This window comes from Leptolyngbya sp. DQ-M1, assembly GCF_039962505.1.
Classification (GTDB): domain Bacteria; phylum Cyanobacteriota; class Cyanobacteriia; order Leptolyngbyales; family Leptolyngbyaceae; genus Leptolyngbya.
This window is the reverse complement of record NZ_JAMPLJ010000003.1, coordinates 239,155-252,144: the sequence shown is the minus strand read 5'-3', so window position 1 is coordinate 252,144 and position 12,990 is coordinate 239,155. Positions and strand designations below refer to the sequence as shown.

The 12,990-nt window shown below is 48.0% G+C and carries 13 protein-coding genes; 10 read left to right on the top strand and 3 right to left on the bottom strand.

Annotated features, from left to right (window positions below; translation table 11 throughout):
• Nucleotides 1-109: 109 nt before the first annotated feature.
• From NC981_RS11000 to NC981_RS10965, 8 genes are all read left to right on the top strand, one after another.
• Entirely contained in the window at nt 110-697 is a 588-nt protein-coding gene (locus NC981_RS11000) for a TetR/AcrR family transcriptional regulator (RefSeq protein ID WP_190376589.1), read from the top strand.
• Nucleotides 694-1,866: an ABC exporter membrane fusion protein gene (locus tag NC981_RS10995; RefSeq protein ID WP_348242864.1), complete on the top strand. Its 1,173-nt coding sequence runs from the start codon at nt 694-696 to the stop codon at nt 1,864-1,866. The genes NC981_RS11000 and NC981_RS10995 overlap by 4 nt, the downstream gene beginning before the upstream one ends.
• A 33-nt stretch (nt 1,867-1,899) precedes the next feature.
• The gene (locus NC981_RS10990) at nt 1,900-2,517 is read left to right on the top strand and encodes a GNAT family N-acetyltransferase (RefSeq protein ID WP_348242863.1); all 618 of its coding nucleotides are present in this window, start codon (nt 1,900-1,902) and stop codon (nt 2,515-2,517) included.
• A 14-nt stretch (nt 2,518-2,531) separates the two neighbouring features.
• A complete protein-coding gene (locus NC981_RS10985) occupies nt 2,532-2,897 on the top strand; it encodes a DUF5367 family protein (protein WP_190376586.1) in 366 nt (121 codons plus the stop codon).
• On the top strand, nt 2,887-3,087 hold the full coding sequence (locus tag NC981_RS10980) for a hypothetical protein (protein WP_348242862.1): 201 nt from the start codon (nt 2,887-2,889) through the stop codon (nt 3,085-3,087). Before NC981_RS10985 ends, NC981_RS10980 begins: the two co-directional genes overlap by 11 nt.
• A 9-nt stretch (nt 3,088-3,096) precedes the next feature.
• The gene (devC, locus tag NC981_RS10975) at nt 3,097-4,248 is read left to right on the top strand and encodes an ABC transporter permease DevC (RefSeq protein WP_348242861.1); all 1,152 of its coding nucleotides are present in this window, start codon (nt 3,097-3,099) and stop codon (nt 4,246-4,248) included.
• A gap of 2 nt (nt 4,249-4,250) precedes the next feature.
• The gene (locus NC981_RS10970) at nt 4,251-4,958 is read left to right on the top strand and encodes a DevA family ABC transporter ATP-binding protein (protein ID WP_348242860.1); all 708 of its coding nucleotides are present in this window, start codon (nt 4,251-4,253) and stop codon (nt 4,956-4,958) included.
• A gap of 94 nt (nt 4,959-5,052) precedes the next feature.
• Entirely contained in the window at nt 5,053-6,381 is a 1,329-nt protein-coding gene (locus NC981_RS10965; protein WP_348242859.1) for a hypothetical protein, read from the top strand.
• Between the two features lie 117 nt (nt 6,382-6,498).
• On the opposite strand, the gene NC981_RS10960 is transcribed toward NC981_RS10965, so the two are convergent.
• Entirely contained in the window at nt 6,499-7,434 is a 936-nt protein-coding gene (locus NC981_RS10960; RefSeq protein WP_348242858.1) for a phytoene synthase, read from the bottom strand.
• Between the two features lie 32 nt (nt 7,435-7,466).
• Nucleotides 7,467-8,885 (bottom strand): 15-cis-phytoene desaturase, encoded by a 1,419-nt coding sequence (pds, locus tag NC981_RS10955; RefSeq protein ID WP_348242857.1) that lies wholly within the window; start codon nt 8,883-8,885, stop codon nt 7,467-7,469.
• 593 nt (nt 8,886-9,478) lie between these two features.
• On the opposite strand from pds, the gene NC981_RS10950 reads away from it, so the two are divergent.
• Nucleotides 9,479-11,575, top strand: coding sequence for a PA14 domain-containing protein (locus NC981_RS10950; RefSeq protein WP_348242856.1), 2,097 nt, complete (start codon nt 9,479-9,481; stop codon nt 11,573-11,575).
• Between the two features lie 44 nt (nt 11,576-11,619).
• Here NC981_RS10950 and NC981_RS10945 read toward each other — a convergent pair whose 3' ends face one another.
• Entirely contained in the window at nt 11,620-11,715 is a 96-nt protein-coding gene (locus NC981_RS10945) for a cytochrome b6-f complex subunit PetL (RefSeq protein WP_190376578.1), read from the bottom strand.
• Nucleotides 11,716-11,834: 119 nt separating this feature from the next.
• Between NC981_RS10945 and aroB the strand changes: the two genes are divergently transcribed.
• Nucleotides 11,835-12,923, top strand: coding sequence for a 3-dehydroquinate synthase (gene aroB / locus NC981_RS10940; RefSeq protein ID WP_348242855.1), 1,089 nt, complete (start codon nt 11,835-11,837; stop codon nt 12,921-12,923).
• Nucleotides 12,924-12,990: the final 67 nt, after the last annotated feature.

Below are 12,990 nucleotides of genomic sequence, written 5' to 3'. Positions count from 1 at the left end.
TAGAACGATCGAGCGAGGATCATCAAAGAACAATTGCAGAAGACATCGGGGGTTTCTCAATGTTTAACCAGTAAAATATATCGAATGTTCGATATCTGAATTCACCTGTATGCCTAAGGTTGTTGACCACGATCGCTATCGCAAGGAACTGTTAGTTAAGTCGTTTGATCTGTTTGCAGAGAAAGGATATGCCGCGATCACAATGCGGCAAATTGCTCAAGGGTTAGGTGTTTCGACTGGAACGCTGTATCACTACTTTCCGAGTAAGGAGGCATTATTCGAGCAGTTACTAAAAGAACTATCTGAGTTAGATATTCGCAATTTTTCGACTCGGTTAGAAGGAAAAGACCTTGCAGAGCAAACTCAGGCTGCATTTGCAATATTTGAGGAGCATCGAGACTACTTTCTAAAACAAACATTGCTGATGACAGACTTTTACCAACATCAGCAACGAGAAGGAAAAGAAGTCAGCGAAGTCTTCAGACGGATTTGTGACCAAGCTGAAAAGATCATGTCTGAAATGCTTGGAATTGATAATCCACAAATCTTGCTCTTCATGATGAGCGTTGTTGATGGATTATTACTGCAAGAACTTTATGGACATCGAAAGATTGATTATCAAGCACAAGCGAAATTGTTATCGGAAATGCTAACGCTGTACTTAGAGAAACACAACCTGAAACCGAAAAAGCCATGAGTCTTGACATCTTTCTGAAACCTAAGAATCGTCTTTGGATTGGAATTGGGATTGCTACACTGATTACAGGTGGAACGTCATTTTATGTTGTTTCTCAATTCACTCCGAAGTCTGCCGCTCCGCCTGTCGAAACCGCTCCAACTGTTAAGAAGATTGCTGCCTTGGGACGACTAGAACCTGGATCTGAGGTGATTCGGATCTCGGCTCCGATCGCGCTTGATGGCGATCGCGTAGCCCAGCTCCTGGTTAAGCAGGGCGATCGGGTTGTAAAAGGTCAGGTGATTGCAATTTTAGATTCGCGTGATCGCTTGCAAAACGCCTTGGAGCAAGCCCGCGAACAGGTACGAGTTGCCCAAGCCAAGCTTGCCCAAGTCAAAGCAGGCGCAAAGACGGGAGAGATTGAAGCCCAGCAAGCCGCGATTACTCGCTTGCAAGCCGATCGCCAGGGTGAAATTGCAGTTCAAGCCGCAGAAGTCAAACGTTGGCAATCTGAAGCCAGAACCGCACAAGCAGAGTTCGATCGATTCAATAAGCTCTATCAGCAAGGTGCGATCGCAGCTTCTAACTTAGATAGTAAACGTCTTGCACTTGACACAGCACAATCCCAACTGAGACAAGCCCAAGCGAAACAAAGTCAATCTGCGAATTCACTCGAAGCACAGTTAACCGAAGCAAGAGCTACATTAGATCGAATTGCAGAAGTGCGCCCTGTGGATGTTCAAACTGTTTCAACTGAGGTAAGTAGCGCGATCGCAGCAATGAAACGTGCTGAAACAGAGTTAGAGCAAGCCTACATTCGTGCGCCGATGGCGGGTCAGATTCTCAAAGTTCATACCCGCAGTGGCGAAAAGATTAGCGACTCTGGCGTTGCAGACTTAGCGCAGAATGATCAGATGGTGGCAGTGGCTGAAGTTTATCAAAGTGATATTGCCAATGTGAAAGTTGGACAGGCAGCAACAATTACAGGGCAAGCCTTTACCGGAGAACTGCAGGGAACTGTTTCTGAGATTGGATTGCAGGTGGACAAGCAGAATGTGTTTAGCAATCAGCCCGGAGAAAACCTCGATCGGCGGGTCATTGAGGTAAAAATTCGCTTAACTCCAGAAGCAAGCAAGCGAGTTTCGAGCTTAACTAATTTACAAGTTCAAACCTCAATTCTGCTGAACTAACGGATAACGAACGTTCGATTTAAGGAGAAAGAGATGGACATTGTTAAGTTGAACCCGTCAGAGTTTGCGATCGCATCGAATCAACTCGCAGCCGCTTTTAGTCAAGATCCACTTATTGGGCAGTTTTTACCCGAAGAAAGTACCGCAAAGCAAACGGCTCTAAAGCAAATCAGTCAAGCCATGCTCAATTATGGGCAATCGTACAACCAGATCTATACGACTGCCGAATATCCCAAAGGAGTTGCAATGTGGCTGCCTCCGGAGGCTGCTCGAATTACCCTATCTCAACTGTGGCAAGTCGTGACATCAGGATTGCTCTTTGTCCCGTTTTATCTGCGTTGGGATCGCATTCTTGATTTTGCTTCGTTTATCGGTACAGAGATTCGATTGCACGATCGCACCGCTTCAGAACCGCATTGGTACTTAGCGATGTTAGGAGTGTCGCCTGAATGTCAAAGTCAAGGCATTGGTGGACAGTTACTTCAGCCCGTTTTGCAAGAAGCCGATCGTACAAAACTACCTTGCTATCTAGAAACCTCGACCCCAGGCGGAGTGCGATTTTATCAGCGTCATGGCTTTGTGATTGCTCATCACGGAACCTTTGCAGGCTGTGATTACTGGGCAATGAAACGTTCACCTCAAGAAGCATAACGGAGGAATTCACAATGCTGTTTTTAGGAGTTGGGTTTCTGATCTGGCTTGTGGCAACGATCGCGTTCCGTCTGATCGGGCAGTACCTTCTTGATCCATCCAACAGTGCACTATCGATTGGATTGTTTTTAGCGACAACGATCGCAATGCTGATTGTGGTAACAGGAGTTTATGCTTGGCAGCAAGTGGATGCGATCGCACGTCCCAAAGTTGCATTGCTGATTGCTTTACCGGGAATGCTACTCGATGTTGGAAGTGTCTTATTCTTTCCATCAGTCTTTCCAAACATTGATCCAAGCGCAAATGTTTTATTTGCTGGCTTAATGTTATGGGGCTATTCATCGATTCTCGGAGCGAGTTTTCTATCCTATGAGCGTTAAGACTTTTTCAGTGTGGATACGTTTTGTGCGGATGCAGGTTTCGCCGTGGCTAACACTGATTCGAGCAGGGTATCAAGCGCTTCGGGGATGTTCCTACGCTCGTACTCACCTCATGATGTCGATTGCAAAACTCAATTTGCTGACAGTCTACGATTTGCTCGATGACTTAATCCGCTATCCACCGTATTAGGACTGTGAGATGCCTCGTAAAACACCACTGGCTTGGTTCCAGTTAATGAAAGAGAAAGCCCGCTTAATGGTTGCAATCGCGGGAATTGGCTTCGCAGATATGCTGATGTTTATGCAGCTTGGCTTTCAAGATTCGCTGTATGACAGCGCGACAGTGCCACATCGGTTGTTGCAAGCGGATTTGGTAATGATTGATCCACAGTTCAAAAGCTTAGCTTCCTTCACACCGTTTTCGCGGGAGCAGCTTTATCAATCGCTGAACAACGATCGTGTTCAATCCGTCAGTGCGATCCGGATTGCAATGGGACAATGGAAAAATCCCGAAACTCGCTTAACTCGAAGCATTCTGATTTGGGGAATTGAACCAGATGCACCGAGCTTTAAGCTGCCCGGATTGCAAGCGAGCTTAGAACCACTCAAGCTATTAAACAATGTTGTGTTCGATCGCGTCGGTCGTCCTGAATTTGGCGCGATCGCAGATACTTTCCAAAAGCAAGGCACGGTTACGACTGAACTTAATCAGCAAGTGATCCAAGTGAGCGGACTCGTCACTATGGGCGCATCCTTTACCGCAGATGGAAATGTGTTCATGAGCGATTCAACTTTCCTGAAGCTCTACAACGATCGACAAGCAAACAAAATCGATATTGGACTGATTCAACTCAAACCAGACTCAGATATCAAAGCAGTTCAGGCGCAACTGAGTGCAAACTTACCCAATGTAAAAGTGCTGACTCCTCAAGAGTTTGCAGCGATCGAACGGAACTACTGGGAAAGTCAAGGAACAATCGGATTTATCTTCGGAATTGGTGTAGTTGTAGGCTTTATTGTTGGAACAGTGATTGTTTATCAAATTCTCTACACTGATGTTGCTAACCACCTACCTGAATATGCCACATTGAAAGCAATGGGATATAGCGATCGCTTTTTGCTCAATGTTCTACTTCAAGAAGCACTAATTCTCGCTGTGCTTGGCTTTATTCCAGGCTTTGTGGTTGCGGTTGGACTCTATCAAATTACCTATGCTGCAACCTTGCTCCCCATTGCCATGAATACCAATCGTGCCATTACGGTGTTTGTTCTTACTGTTGTGATGTGTTCGATTTCGGGCGCGATCGCAATGCGAAAATTCCAAGCTGCTGATCCTGCGGATATTTTCTAATCATGCAACCTGTTATTTCTGTTAAAAACCTGAACCACTACTTTGGTCAAGGCAATCTGAGAAAGCAAGTTTTGTTTGATATCAATCTCGATATTTATGCAGGCGAGATTGTGATCATGACGGGTCCTTCTGGTTCGGGTAAAACTACACTGTTAACGCTTTTAGGCGGCTTGCGATCGGCTCAAGAAGGCAGCCTCACGATTCTGGATCAACAAATTCGAGGAGCCACAAAACAACAATTGTCGCAACTCCGCAAAAACATTGGTTACATCTTCCAAGCGCATAACTTAATGACGTTCTTAACCGCAAAGCAAAATATCAGAATGTCGCTGGAATTGCACGATCGCTATCTCCATCAAGACTTGGATGCGATGGCGATCTCAATGCTCGAAGCCGTTGGACTCGGACATCGAGCAGACTACTATCCTGACGGACTCTCTGGCGGTCAAAAACAGCGAGTCGCGATCGCTCGTGCCTTAATCAGTCATCCAAAAATTGTGCTTGCCGATGAGCCGACTGCTGCACTCGATAAAAAGTCAGGTCGCGATGTGGTTGAACTAATGCAGAAACTTGCAAAAGAGCAGCACTGTACGATTTTGCTCGTCACGCACGACAACCGCATCTTAGATATTGCCGATCGTATTGTCTACATGGAGGATGGACATTTAGTCAGCGATGGGAAAAGCGCGATGAGTATGACATCAGCCTGACAAAGAAGTCTGGTGGGGTTGCAATACCTTCCAGAATTGAGGCAAACACGATTGTATCTCAATAGAGCAAACACATAGATTGATGTTCCTGTAAATGTTCACGTCACTTAGATTACAGTCGTATCTCCTCCGTTCTTTATTTCCGATTCTCTTACTTGCAAGCCTCACTACAGCTTCAAAACCTGCTCTTGCAAACTGTGCTGGCTACGGTCGCCCACCCGAACAAGTCAACCTTGAAGTTAGACAACGCGCCAATCAACTTAAAAATGATCCCAATCAGTTCTTTGGGAAGAAGATGTTAGAGACGATCGCAGAGCGCCGCATTACGCTGACTCCGGCTTTCGATCGTTTAACTGGACTCGAAAAACGACAAATTCTCAACACCTTACAGTTAGAAGGCTCGACCTATGAAGTTTACACAGCCGATGGGCGATTAGTCTCGGCTCAATATGATGGCTGTACTCGAACGCATCTAATGACCGAGCGCGATCGCTATAGCTGGTATCTCAATCGTCCCCCCGTACAGATGCCTTTACCAATGCTGCGTGATGCCTTACGGAACCCAGGGCAACCCCGCTGGCGTAAAGTCAACCAAAGTATCCATCCTGAAGACGAACGCAGAGCGAGGTTTAAGTTCTGGGAAACTGTAGGCTACGCTAGGGCAAATCAAGGCTGGTGGATTGCTTGGGTTCCTGAAGGGGGCTACTTTGAAGTGGCTGTTCGCAATGCTGATGATCTCAACCAACTCAAGCCTTACCTAGCTACTGCATTTCGCCAGTACCGCTATGTCGTGTTAGCAACGGACGGAACACCGCTTTATGACACACAGAAAGCATTAAACAATGCCTGGATCTCTCTACTTGGTAAAACGTCTGCGCCTGCAGGATGGCAGGTTCGCCCATGCGATCGTGAAGCTCCCTTTTTGTGCGCCTACCGCAATCAAGTGTATCTGGGCAGCGTCGAACTCCAGCGCTGGACATACGACAAGTCTCCGATCTTGCAGGCTCAATTTGACAAGCTTGGCTTAGTTCCAGGACTGTTTACTTACAGTAATCCGAATGATAAAGCAAAGGTACTAACAGCATTGAAAGCTGTAATCGCAGATTACTACAAAACCATTCAAGCCGATCGAACTTCAACTTACGGCAAAGCTTACAAAGTTCAGGTACAATCCCCCGAAGAAGTTAAAGTCGGTGCTCTACCCGGATTAAGGTATGGCTTTAAGGGAATCGATCAGTCTGGAAAGGTTCGAGAAAAGTACGTCAGTTACATGGCGTTTGATAGCAATTTGAACACCATCGTCACGGGATACGACCCAGCGGCAGCGAGCAGTGTGTTCAAAGAGCTGAGCAGCTTAGAGCAGTTTGAGCCTCACTTAAAGACGATCGTTGAGAACCTCAAACTATCTGAAGGCGATCGCTAGCTCTAAAACTCTTGTTCCCTTTGGGAAAGGTTATGGCAAGCCCGGAATTCTTCAATTTTGGGAAAAACTCAAGTTCATGCCAGCGATCGCACCTCGTTAATTGTGCGATCGCGATCGTTATAGTACCTTCGCTCTCAGCCAAGAAATCGGCAGCAGCGACAACTTCCGCATTCCCGGCACATATGCCCGACGATTGAAGTTGTCGTAGTTGTTGTTCTCGATCGCATTCAAAATCCGGCTATACAGCATCAATGCCGACCAAACGGGCCAACGCGCATCTTCATTCAGCGTAGCGATTCCCCGCTCTGCCTGCGTGTAAAACTGCCGCGCCCGCTCAATCTGAAACTGCATCAGCGCTTTCCAACGATCGTCGTTCACGCCCTTGAACAAATCATCTTCGCCATACCCAAAGCGCCGCAAGTCCTCAAGCGGCAAATAAATTCGACCCCGTCGCGCATCTTCACCCACATCGCGCAGAATATTCGTCAACTGTTTTGCCACACCGAGCGCGATCGCATCATCCAGCGCTGAATATCCCGGCTCTGGGCAATACCAAGGTGCAGAAGTATCCGGTTCGGCGAGTCCCATCACTGAAGTAGACATTAGCCCAACGGTACTCGCCACTCGATAGCAATAGAGATAAAGATCGTCAAACGTCTCATAGCGACTGCGATAGAGATCCATCCGTTGTCCCGCGATCATGTCGCGGAACGGCTGAATCTCGATCGGGAATCGCTCCACCGTGTCTACCAGTGCCACATCAAAATCATCTTCCGGGTAGCCCGCAAAGATTTTTTCGAGTCGTGTTTCCCACTCGTCCAGGGTGTCCATCGTGGCGGACTTGCCGTTGAAGCCATCGACTAACTCATCGGTGCGACGACACCAGACATAAATTGCCCAGATCGCACGTCGTTTTTCAGTCGGAAATAACAAGGTCGCCAAGTAGAAAGACTTGGTGAAGTGTTCCATCAATTGGCGGCACTGTTCGTAAGCCTCATCGACAGAAGCCAGCGATCGTACATAGGAGGAGGGTTGTTCGGGCAATTGCAGCATTCGTTAGAACAAATGGAAGGGTTGACAAAGCGCTAATTGCTACTGGTGACTAAGCGTTTCGGCTCAGTCGGGGTAGAGACAGGCGCGTTCGTAATTGCCTGCGCTGTCAGCTTACCAGAAAGGACGGCACCTTCCATACTCCCCAGATACTGTTGCATCGTGTAGCTCCCCGAAAGATAGAAGTTTTCAATCGGAGTCATTTGCTCTGGTCGATAAGCCTGTCGCCCCGGTGAAGCGGTATAGACCGATCGCGGCGTTTTCACGACTTTGTATTTCCGCAGCTTGGCAGGATCATCTCCGGTCAGGTGCTGCGGGAATAACCGCTCTAGCTCCTTCATTGTGGCTGCGATGATTTCTTCGTCGGATTTGTCGATCCAATCTTTTGCGGGAGCCAGAACAAATTCCAGCATCGAGCGATCGGGATCTTCATAGGCTTTGCAGGTAATGCTCATGTCGGCATACACGCTCAGCAAGTCCGATCGTGAGAATAAAAGCTGATCGATGTCGGTGAGTTTGCGATCGAACCACAAGTGCAGATTGATCACAGGAACGCCTTCTAACCCTTCGAGCTTTTGGAAGAAGGGCACCGCTTTCCAAGGTTCTGGCATCAAGACCTTCATCACATCGACCGACATTGCCGAAACATAGCGATCGGCGGTAATCACTTCATCGGGCGCACCATCCAGTCCGCGAATCAGGAAGCCGTTTACCGTATTGTCATCGTTTAACAATATTTGCTTGAGCGGTTTTTTCAGGTGAACTTCCCCACCGTTAGCAACGATGTGATCCACGATCGGCTGACACAATCTTTCCGTGGGTGATCCGTCGAGAAAAGCAATTTTCGAGCCGTAGCGCTCTTGCAAGAATTTGTTCAGCGCCGTCAGAATAATCGTCGCTGAAACTTCATCAGGGTTAATAAACGTCAGCGCTTTCGAGGCAGCGATAAAAATATCAGAACTAACGCGCTCTCCGATGCCTTGTCGCCGCAGCCATTCGAGTAGGCTGTATTTGTCCATGTCTTCGACATACTTTTGACCCCTGAGCACACCGGGCCAAAGTCCGAGCGCAAATCGGAGCTTTTGCTCCCAGGTCAACATATCGTTATTGTTCAGAATCGACATGATGACGTTAAACGGAGCCGGGATATCTGGAACTTTGAAGTAGGAGTAAGTCTCTGGCTTTTCCGGCTGGTTGAAAATCAGCGCGTGTTCTTTCCACTGAAGTCGATCGAGAATATTCAGTTCTCCCATTAGTTGCAGCATGTTTGGGTAAGCCCCAAAGAAAGCATGAAGTCCGGTTTCGTACCAATCGCCGTCTTCATCTTTCCACGCTGCGACTAGACCACCCAAGACATCGCGACTTTCCAGCACGATCGGCGTGTGTCCAGCATCCACTAAATATTTCGCACAGGATAATCCTGCTAAGCCGCCCCCGGCGATCGCTACTCGCATGTAGTCTGTTCACCTAACTTGTGATCGACAATTCGCTCCCAATTATACGTTGCGAACCGTTACATTTTTTAGACTTTGTGCAAAAACTTAGGCGCGGTTGGGTAGAGCGTCAGCAGAAATGATCATCTCACCCAAGTTAGATTCATCGGCGATCGGGGAAGACTTAGCCAGGTTTGACATTGAGTTCAGAAAAGTCTAGGAGTTGCGCTCTACCAAGATTTGCATCTGTTAAGTTCAACGTTAATCTGCGTTTTGCTAGAAAGTAAAAATAGTCACTCACATAAAATTAGCTGGTCTAGGATACGGAGAAGTTTCAATCAGAACTATTACAGCTTCACCACTTAAGTTGCTTGCTTACTCTTTCGCACTAGGCACTTCAACTTTGTACTTCTTCTAATGTGTGAAGCGAAATGATCTGATTGTTTGAGTTCGTTTTGTTACCTCAACTGAGTTTCCACATAGATGTCCTGGCTGATCGCCAGATGTGTTTCAAGGCTGTCACTCAGGCTTGCTTCTGACTGTGCCTGATTACAGGTTTAAAGATCCCGGTAAAGCTTGCGCCCAGTTCGCTCTCAATTACACAGGAATTCATAATGGTGTTAGACCCATCTCCCAATCTCAATCGGGATATTGGCAGCTTTAGCCTGTCTGCAAATCCAACCGCCGCGCTTATGAGTGATCCAAATCCTGATGCGTTGTTTCCATCGATGAATGTGGTGGCATCTTCGAGTTCTACCACCTATGGTGCGATGGGACTCAAGGCGGAATACTTCAATGACACCCATCTAGAGCAGCGATCGATCACTCGCACTGATCCGACGATCGATTTCAACTGGGGCAGGAGTAGCCCAAATTCGGCGGTGAATGCCGATGATTTTTCGGTGCGCTGGACAGGGGAAGTTACCCCACTGTATTCCGAGCCTTATACTTTTTCGGCAGATGCAGACGATATGATTCGCGTTTGGATCAATGATCAACTGCTGATCGATCGCTGGTACAACCCGACCGAGCACAATTCAACCATCGCTCTCGATGCGGGGCAAAATTACAGCATCCGAGTCGAATATGCAGAATTCGGGGGAGATGCGTCGGTCAAACTCCAGTGGTCAAGTCCGAGTCAAACCGAGGAAGTGATTCCACAAAGTCAGCTACGATCGCCCCTGATTAGCACGAATACCAATCCGGGTGCAGCCTTATCGAGCGATCCACAAGACATCAATCTCGATGACTTCACTCCGATTAATGGCGCTTTGAGTCCCGATCACCCGGCTGATTTTTATCGGTTTACCCTAACTGAACCCACACCGATTAACATCAGCATTGGAAACTTAGCTGCTAACGTAGATCTGAAACTGCTCAATGAGCAGGGCGATATTATTAGCACCTCTGCCAATGATGGAACCATGATCGAATCGATCGCTGCTGTTCTGAGTGCTGGAACTTATCTGCTGCAAGTGTTCTCTGGTCAACCTGTAGACACAAGCTATGTCATGACGACTGCGATCGCCAACACGATTCGAGAACGGGCAAGACCAGCAGATACGTTTATTGACTCGATCGGCATGAACGTGAATCTGCGCTATACGGGGATTAGTTATCATGACCGTTACGCCGATGTCTTCGAGCCGCGTTTACGAGAATTGGGCATTCGCCATATTCGCGATGGTGGAAACAAGCCAGAAGTGTTCACTAAGCTGCGACGACTGGCAACGTTTGGAATTAAGTCTACGCTGATTATCGATCCGCGACTCGGCGGTACACCCGACAACGTTGTACAGCAAATCAAACAGGCATTACCAGGAATTGCGGCTGTCGAAGGCCCAAACGAGTGGGATGCTAGCGCTGAAACGATGCGCTATGAAGGCAAGCCTTTCCCGGATGGGCTGCGGGAGTATCAGGCAGATTTGTATCGTGCGGTAAAAAGCGATCCGGCGACCGCTCATCTTCCAGTGCTCGTTCCATCGATGGCGCAACCAGAGAACGGGCAACGAGTGGGATCACTGGCTGAATTTAGCGATTTCGGTAATATGCACAGCTATTCAGGCGGACGAATTCCGGGATTTGATTTCGATCGTCGCTGGCTTCCATTGACCAGAGAGTATTCTGGCAATCAACCGATTATCGCGACGGAAACGGGATATCACAATGCAGTGAACGATCGTGAAACGGGTCACAAAGCGGTGACTGAGCAAGTGTCAGCGAAATACATTCCGCGAACGTTCTTGGAGTTTTTCAATCGTGGCGTGAATCGGACGTATCTCTATGAATTCATGGATCAGCGTCCTTTACCGGATGCTGAAAATAACTTTGGCATTATTCGTGCCGATGGAACCCCGAAACCTGCGTTTTATGCGCTGCGAAATCTGATTCGCATCCTAAAGGACACGCCTGGAAGTACCGCAAGCGGAGGGCTTTCCTATTATTTCAGTGGAAATGTGAAAGACTTGCGCCACACGCTTTTACAAAAGAGCAATGGGGAGTTTTATCTGGTGATGTGGCTGAATTCTGAAAGTACCGAGACGCTAAAAACTCAGCGAGTCACCGTGAATTTGCTAACGCCAACCCAGGAAGCTGCAACCTTTTTACCGAATCGATCGCCGAATGCAACTGCCACGTTTGCGACCCCAAGTCGCATCACGATGGATGTGCCCGATGCACCAATCATCCTGAAAGTGGTGCCAAAAGCTTAGAGGGTCAATTTGGGGCTGTACAACTTGTATCGCCCCAAAGAAACCTAGATCAGCTTGATTGCGCGGAAAGTAAAGAACAGACCATAAGCAAGCGCGATCGCGCCACCGACAATCAAGAAATAAGCAATGACTGCGGACATAAATTGTGTCTCCTAACCTCTCTAACAAAACTATACAAAAAAACGGAGGGCGTTTGATCGCTTCATGCGGCTCGATCGCTTGATAAAATCACTCCAAACGCTGTTTTTGAGAGCGACTCATGCCGTCTGTTATTCCCGTTACACTACCCCAAAACTCTTACGACATCGCGATCGCGTCGATTAACGAAATTGGCGATCGGATGCAAACTTTGACCAAGCTCGGCAAAAAAGCGCTAATTGTCTCGAATCCAGTGATTTTCAAGCATTATGGGCAAACGGTGATCGATGCGCTGATGCAAGCAGGCTTTACGGTGAGTTCGTGCATTTTGCCGGCGGGGGAGCGATACAAAACCCCGGCAACGCTGCAAAAGATTTATGATGCGGCGTTAGAGAATCGGTTAGAACGATCGTCGGTGATGGTCGCGTTAGGCGGCGGCGTGATCGGAGATATGACGGGGTTCGCTGCGGCAACTTGGCTCCGGGGAATTAACGTGGTTCAGGTGCCAACGACGCTCTTGGCGATGGTGGATGCCGCGATCGGCGGAAAAACCGGAGTCAATCATCCAAACGGGAAGAACCTTATCGGAGCTTTTCATCAGCCCCGACTGGTCTTGATTGATCCGCAAGTTTTGAAAACGCTGCCTTCGCGGGAGTTCCGCGCCGCGATCGCCGAAGTGATCAAATACGGGATCATCTGGGACGCGGAGCTATTTGAGAAACTAGAGCAAGCGAAGCGATTAGATCAGATTCGCGCTGTCGGAGATGATTTGGTGTATGAAATGTTGGTGCGATCGGCGCAAGCGAAGGCGCACGTGGTCAGCAAAGACGAGAAAGAATCAGGATTACGGGAAATTCTCAATTACGGACACACGATCGGACACGCGATCGAAAGTTTAACGAATTATCGCGTGGTCAATCACGGAGAAGGCGTTGCGATTGGCATGATGGCGGCGGGATTGATTGCGGTTGAAATGGGACTCTGGGATCGAGGAGAGTGCGATCGTCAAAAGGTTCTGATTGAAAAAGCGGGTTTACCAACTCGAATTCCGGAGGAGTGCGATCGGTCGAAGATTCTGCCAACGCTGCAAGCTGATAAGAAAGTCAAAGATGGAAAAGTCCGCTTTGTTTTACCGCGACAAATCGGAACGGTGATTGTGACGGATCAAGTTGAACCGGATGTGATCCAGTCTGTAATTTCTCAGATGTAGATTTAATGTGAATTCGACGGATCGCTTGCTTCGTTTTTATCGGCTTCTTGCCCCCTAAATCCCCCAC

What these genes read in the sequence shown, in the direction of transcription:
- NC981_RS10980 (WP_348242862.1), top strand. Translation starts at nt 2,887, where the DNA reads ATGAGCGTTAAGACTTTTTCAGTGTGGATACGTTTTGTGCGGATGCAG.
- NC981_RS10970 (WP_348242860.1), top strand. Translation starts at nt 4,251, where the DNA reads ATGCAACCTGTTATTTCTGTTAAAAACCTGAACCACTACTTTGGTCAA.
- NC981_RS10950 (WP_348242856.1), top strand. Translation starts at nt 9,479, where the DNA reads ATGGTGTTAGACCCATCTCCCAATCTCAATCGGGATATTGGCAGCTTT.
- NC981_RS11000 (WP_190376589.1), top strand. Translation starts at nt 110, where the DNA reads ATGCCTAAGGTTGTTGACCACGATCGCTATCGCAAGGAACTGTTAGTT.
- NC981_RS10965 (WP_348242859.1), top strand. Translation starts at nt 5,053, where the DNA reads ATGTTCACGTCACTTAGATTACAGTCGTATCTCCTCCGTTCTTTATTT.
- NC981_RS10985 (WP_190376586.1), top strand. Translation starts at nt 2,532, where the DNA reads ATGCTGTTTTTAGGAGTTGGGTTTCTGATCTGGCTTGTGGCAACGATC.
- NC981_RS10990 (WP_348242863.1), top strand. Translation starts at nt 1,900, where the DNA reads ATGGACATTGTTAAGTTGAACCCGTCAGAGTTTGCGATCGCATCGAAT.
- NC981_RS10995 (WP_348242864.1), top strand. Translation starts at nt 694, where the DNA reads ATGAGTCTTGACATCTTTCTGAAACCTAAGAATCGTCTTTGGATTGGA.
- NC981_RS10960 (WP_348242858.1), bottom strand. Translation starts at nt 7,434, where the DNA reads ATGCTGCAATTGCCCGAACAACCCTCCTCCTATGTACGATCGCTGGCT.
- pds (WP_348242857.1), bottom strand. Translation starts at nt 8,885, where the DNA reads ATGCGAGTAGCGATCGCCGGGGGCGGCTTAGCAGGATTATCCTGTGCG.
- devC (WP_348242861.1), top strand. Translation starts at nt 3,097, where the DNA reads ATGCCTCGTAAAACACCACTGGCTTGGTTCCAGTTAATGAAAGAGAAA.
- NC981_RS10945 (WP_190376578.1), bottom strand. Translation starts at nt 11,715, where the DNA reads ATGTCCGCAGTCATTGCTTATTTCTTGATTGTCGGTGGCGCGATCGCG.
- aroB (WP_348242855.1), top strand. Translation starts at nt 11,835, where the DNA reads ATGCCGTCTGTTATTCCCGTTACACTACCCCAAAACTCTTACGACATC.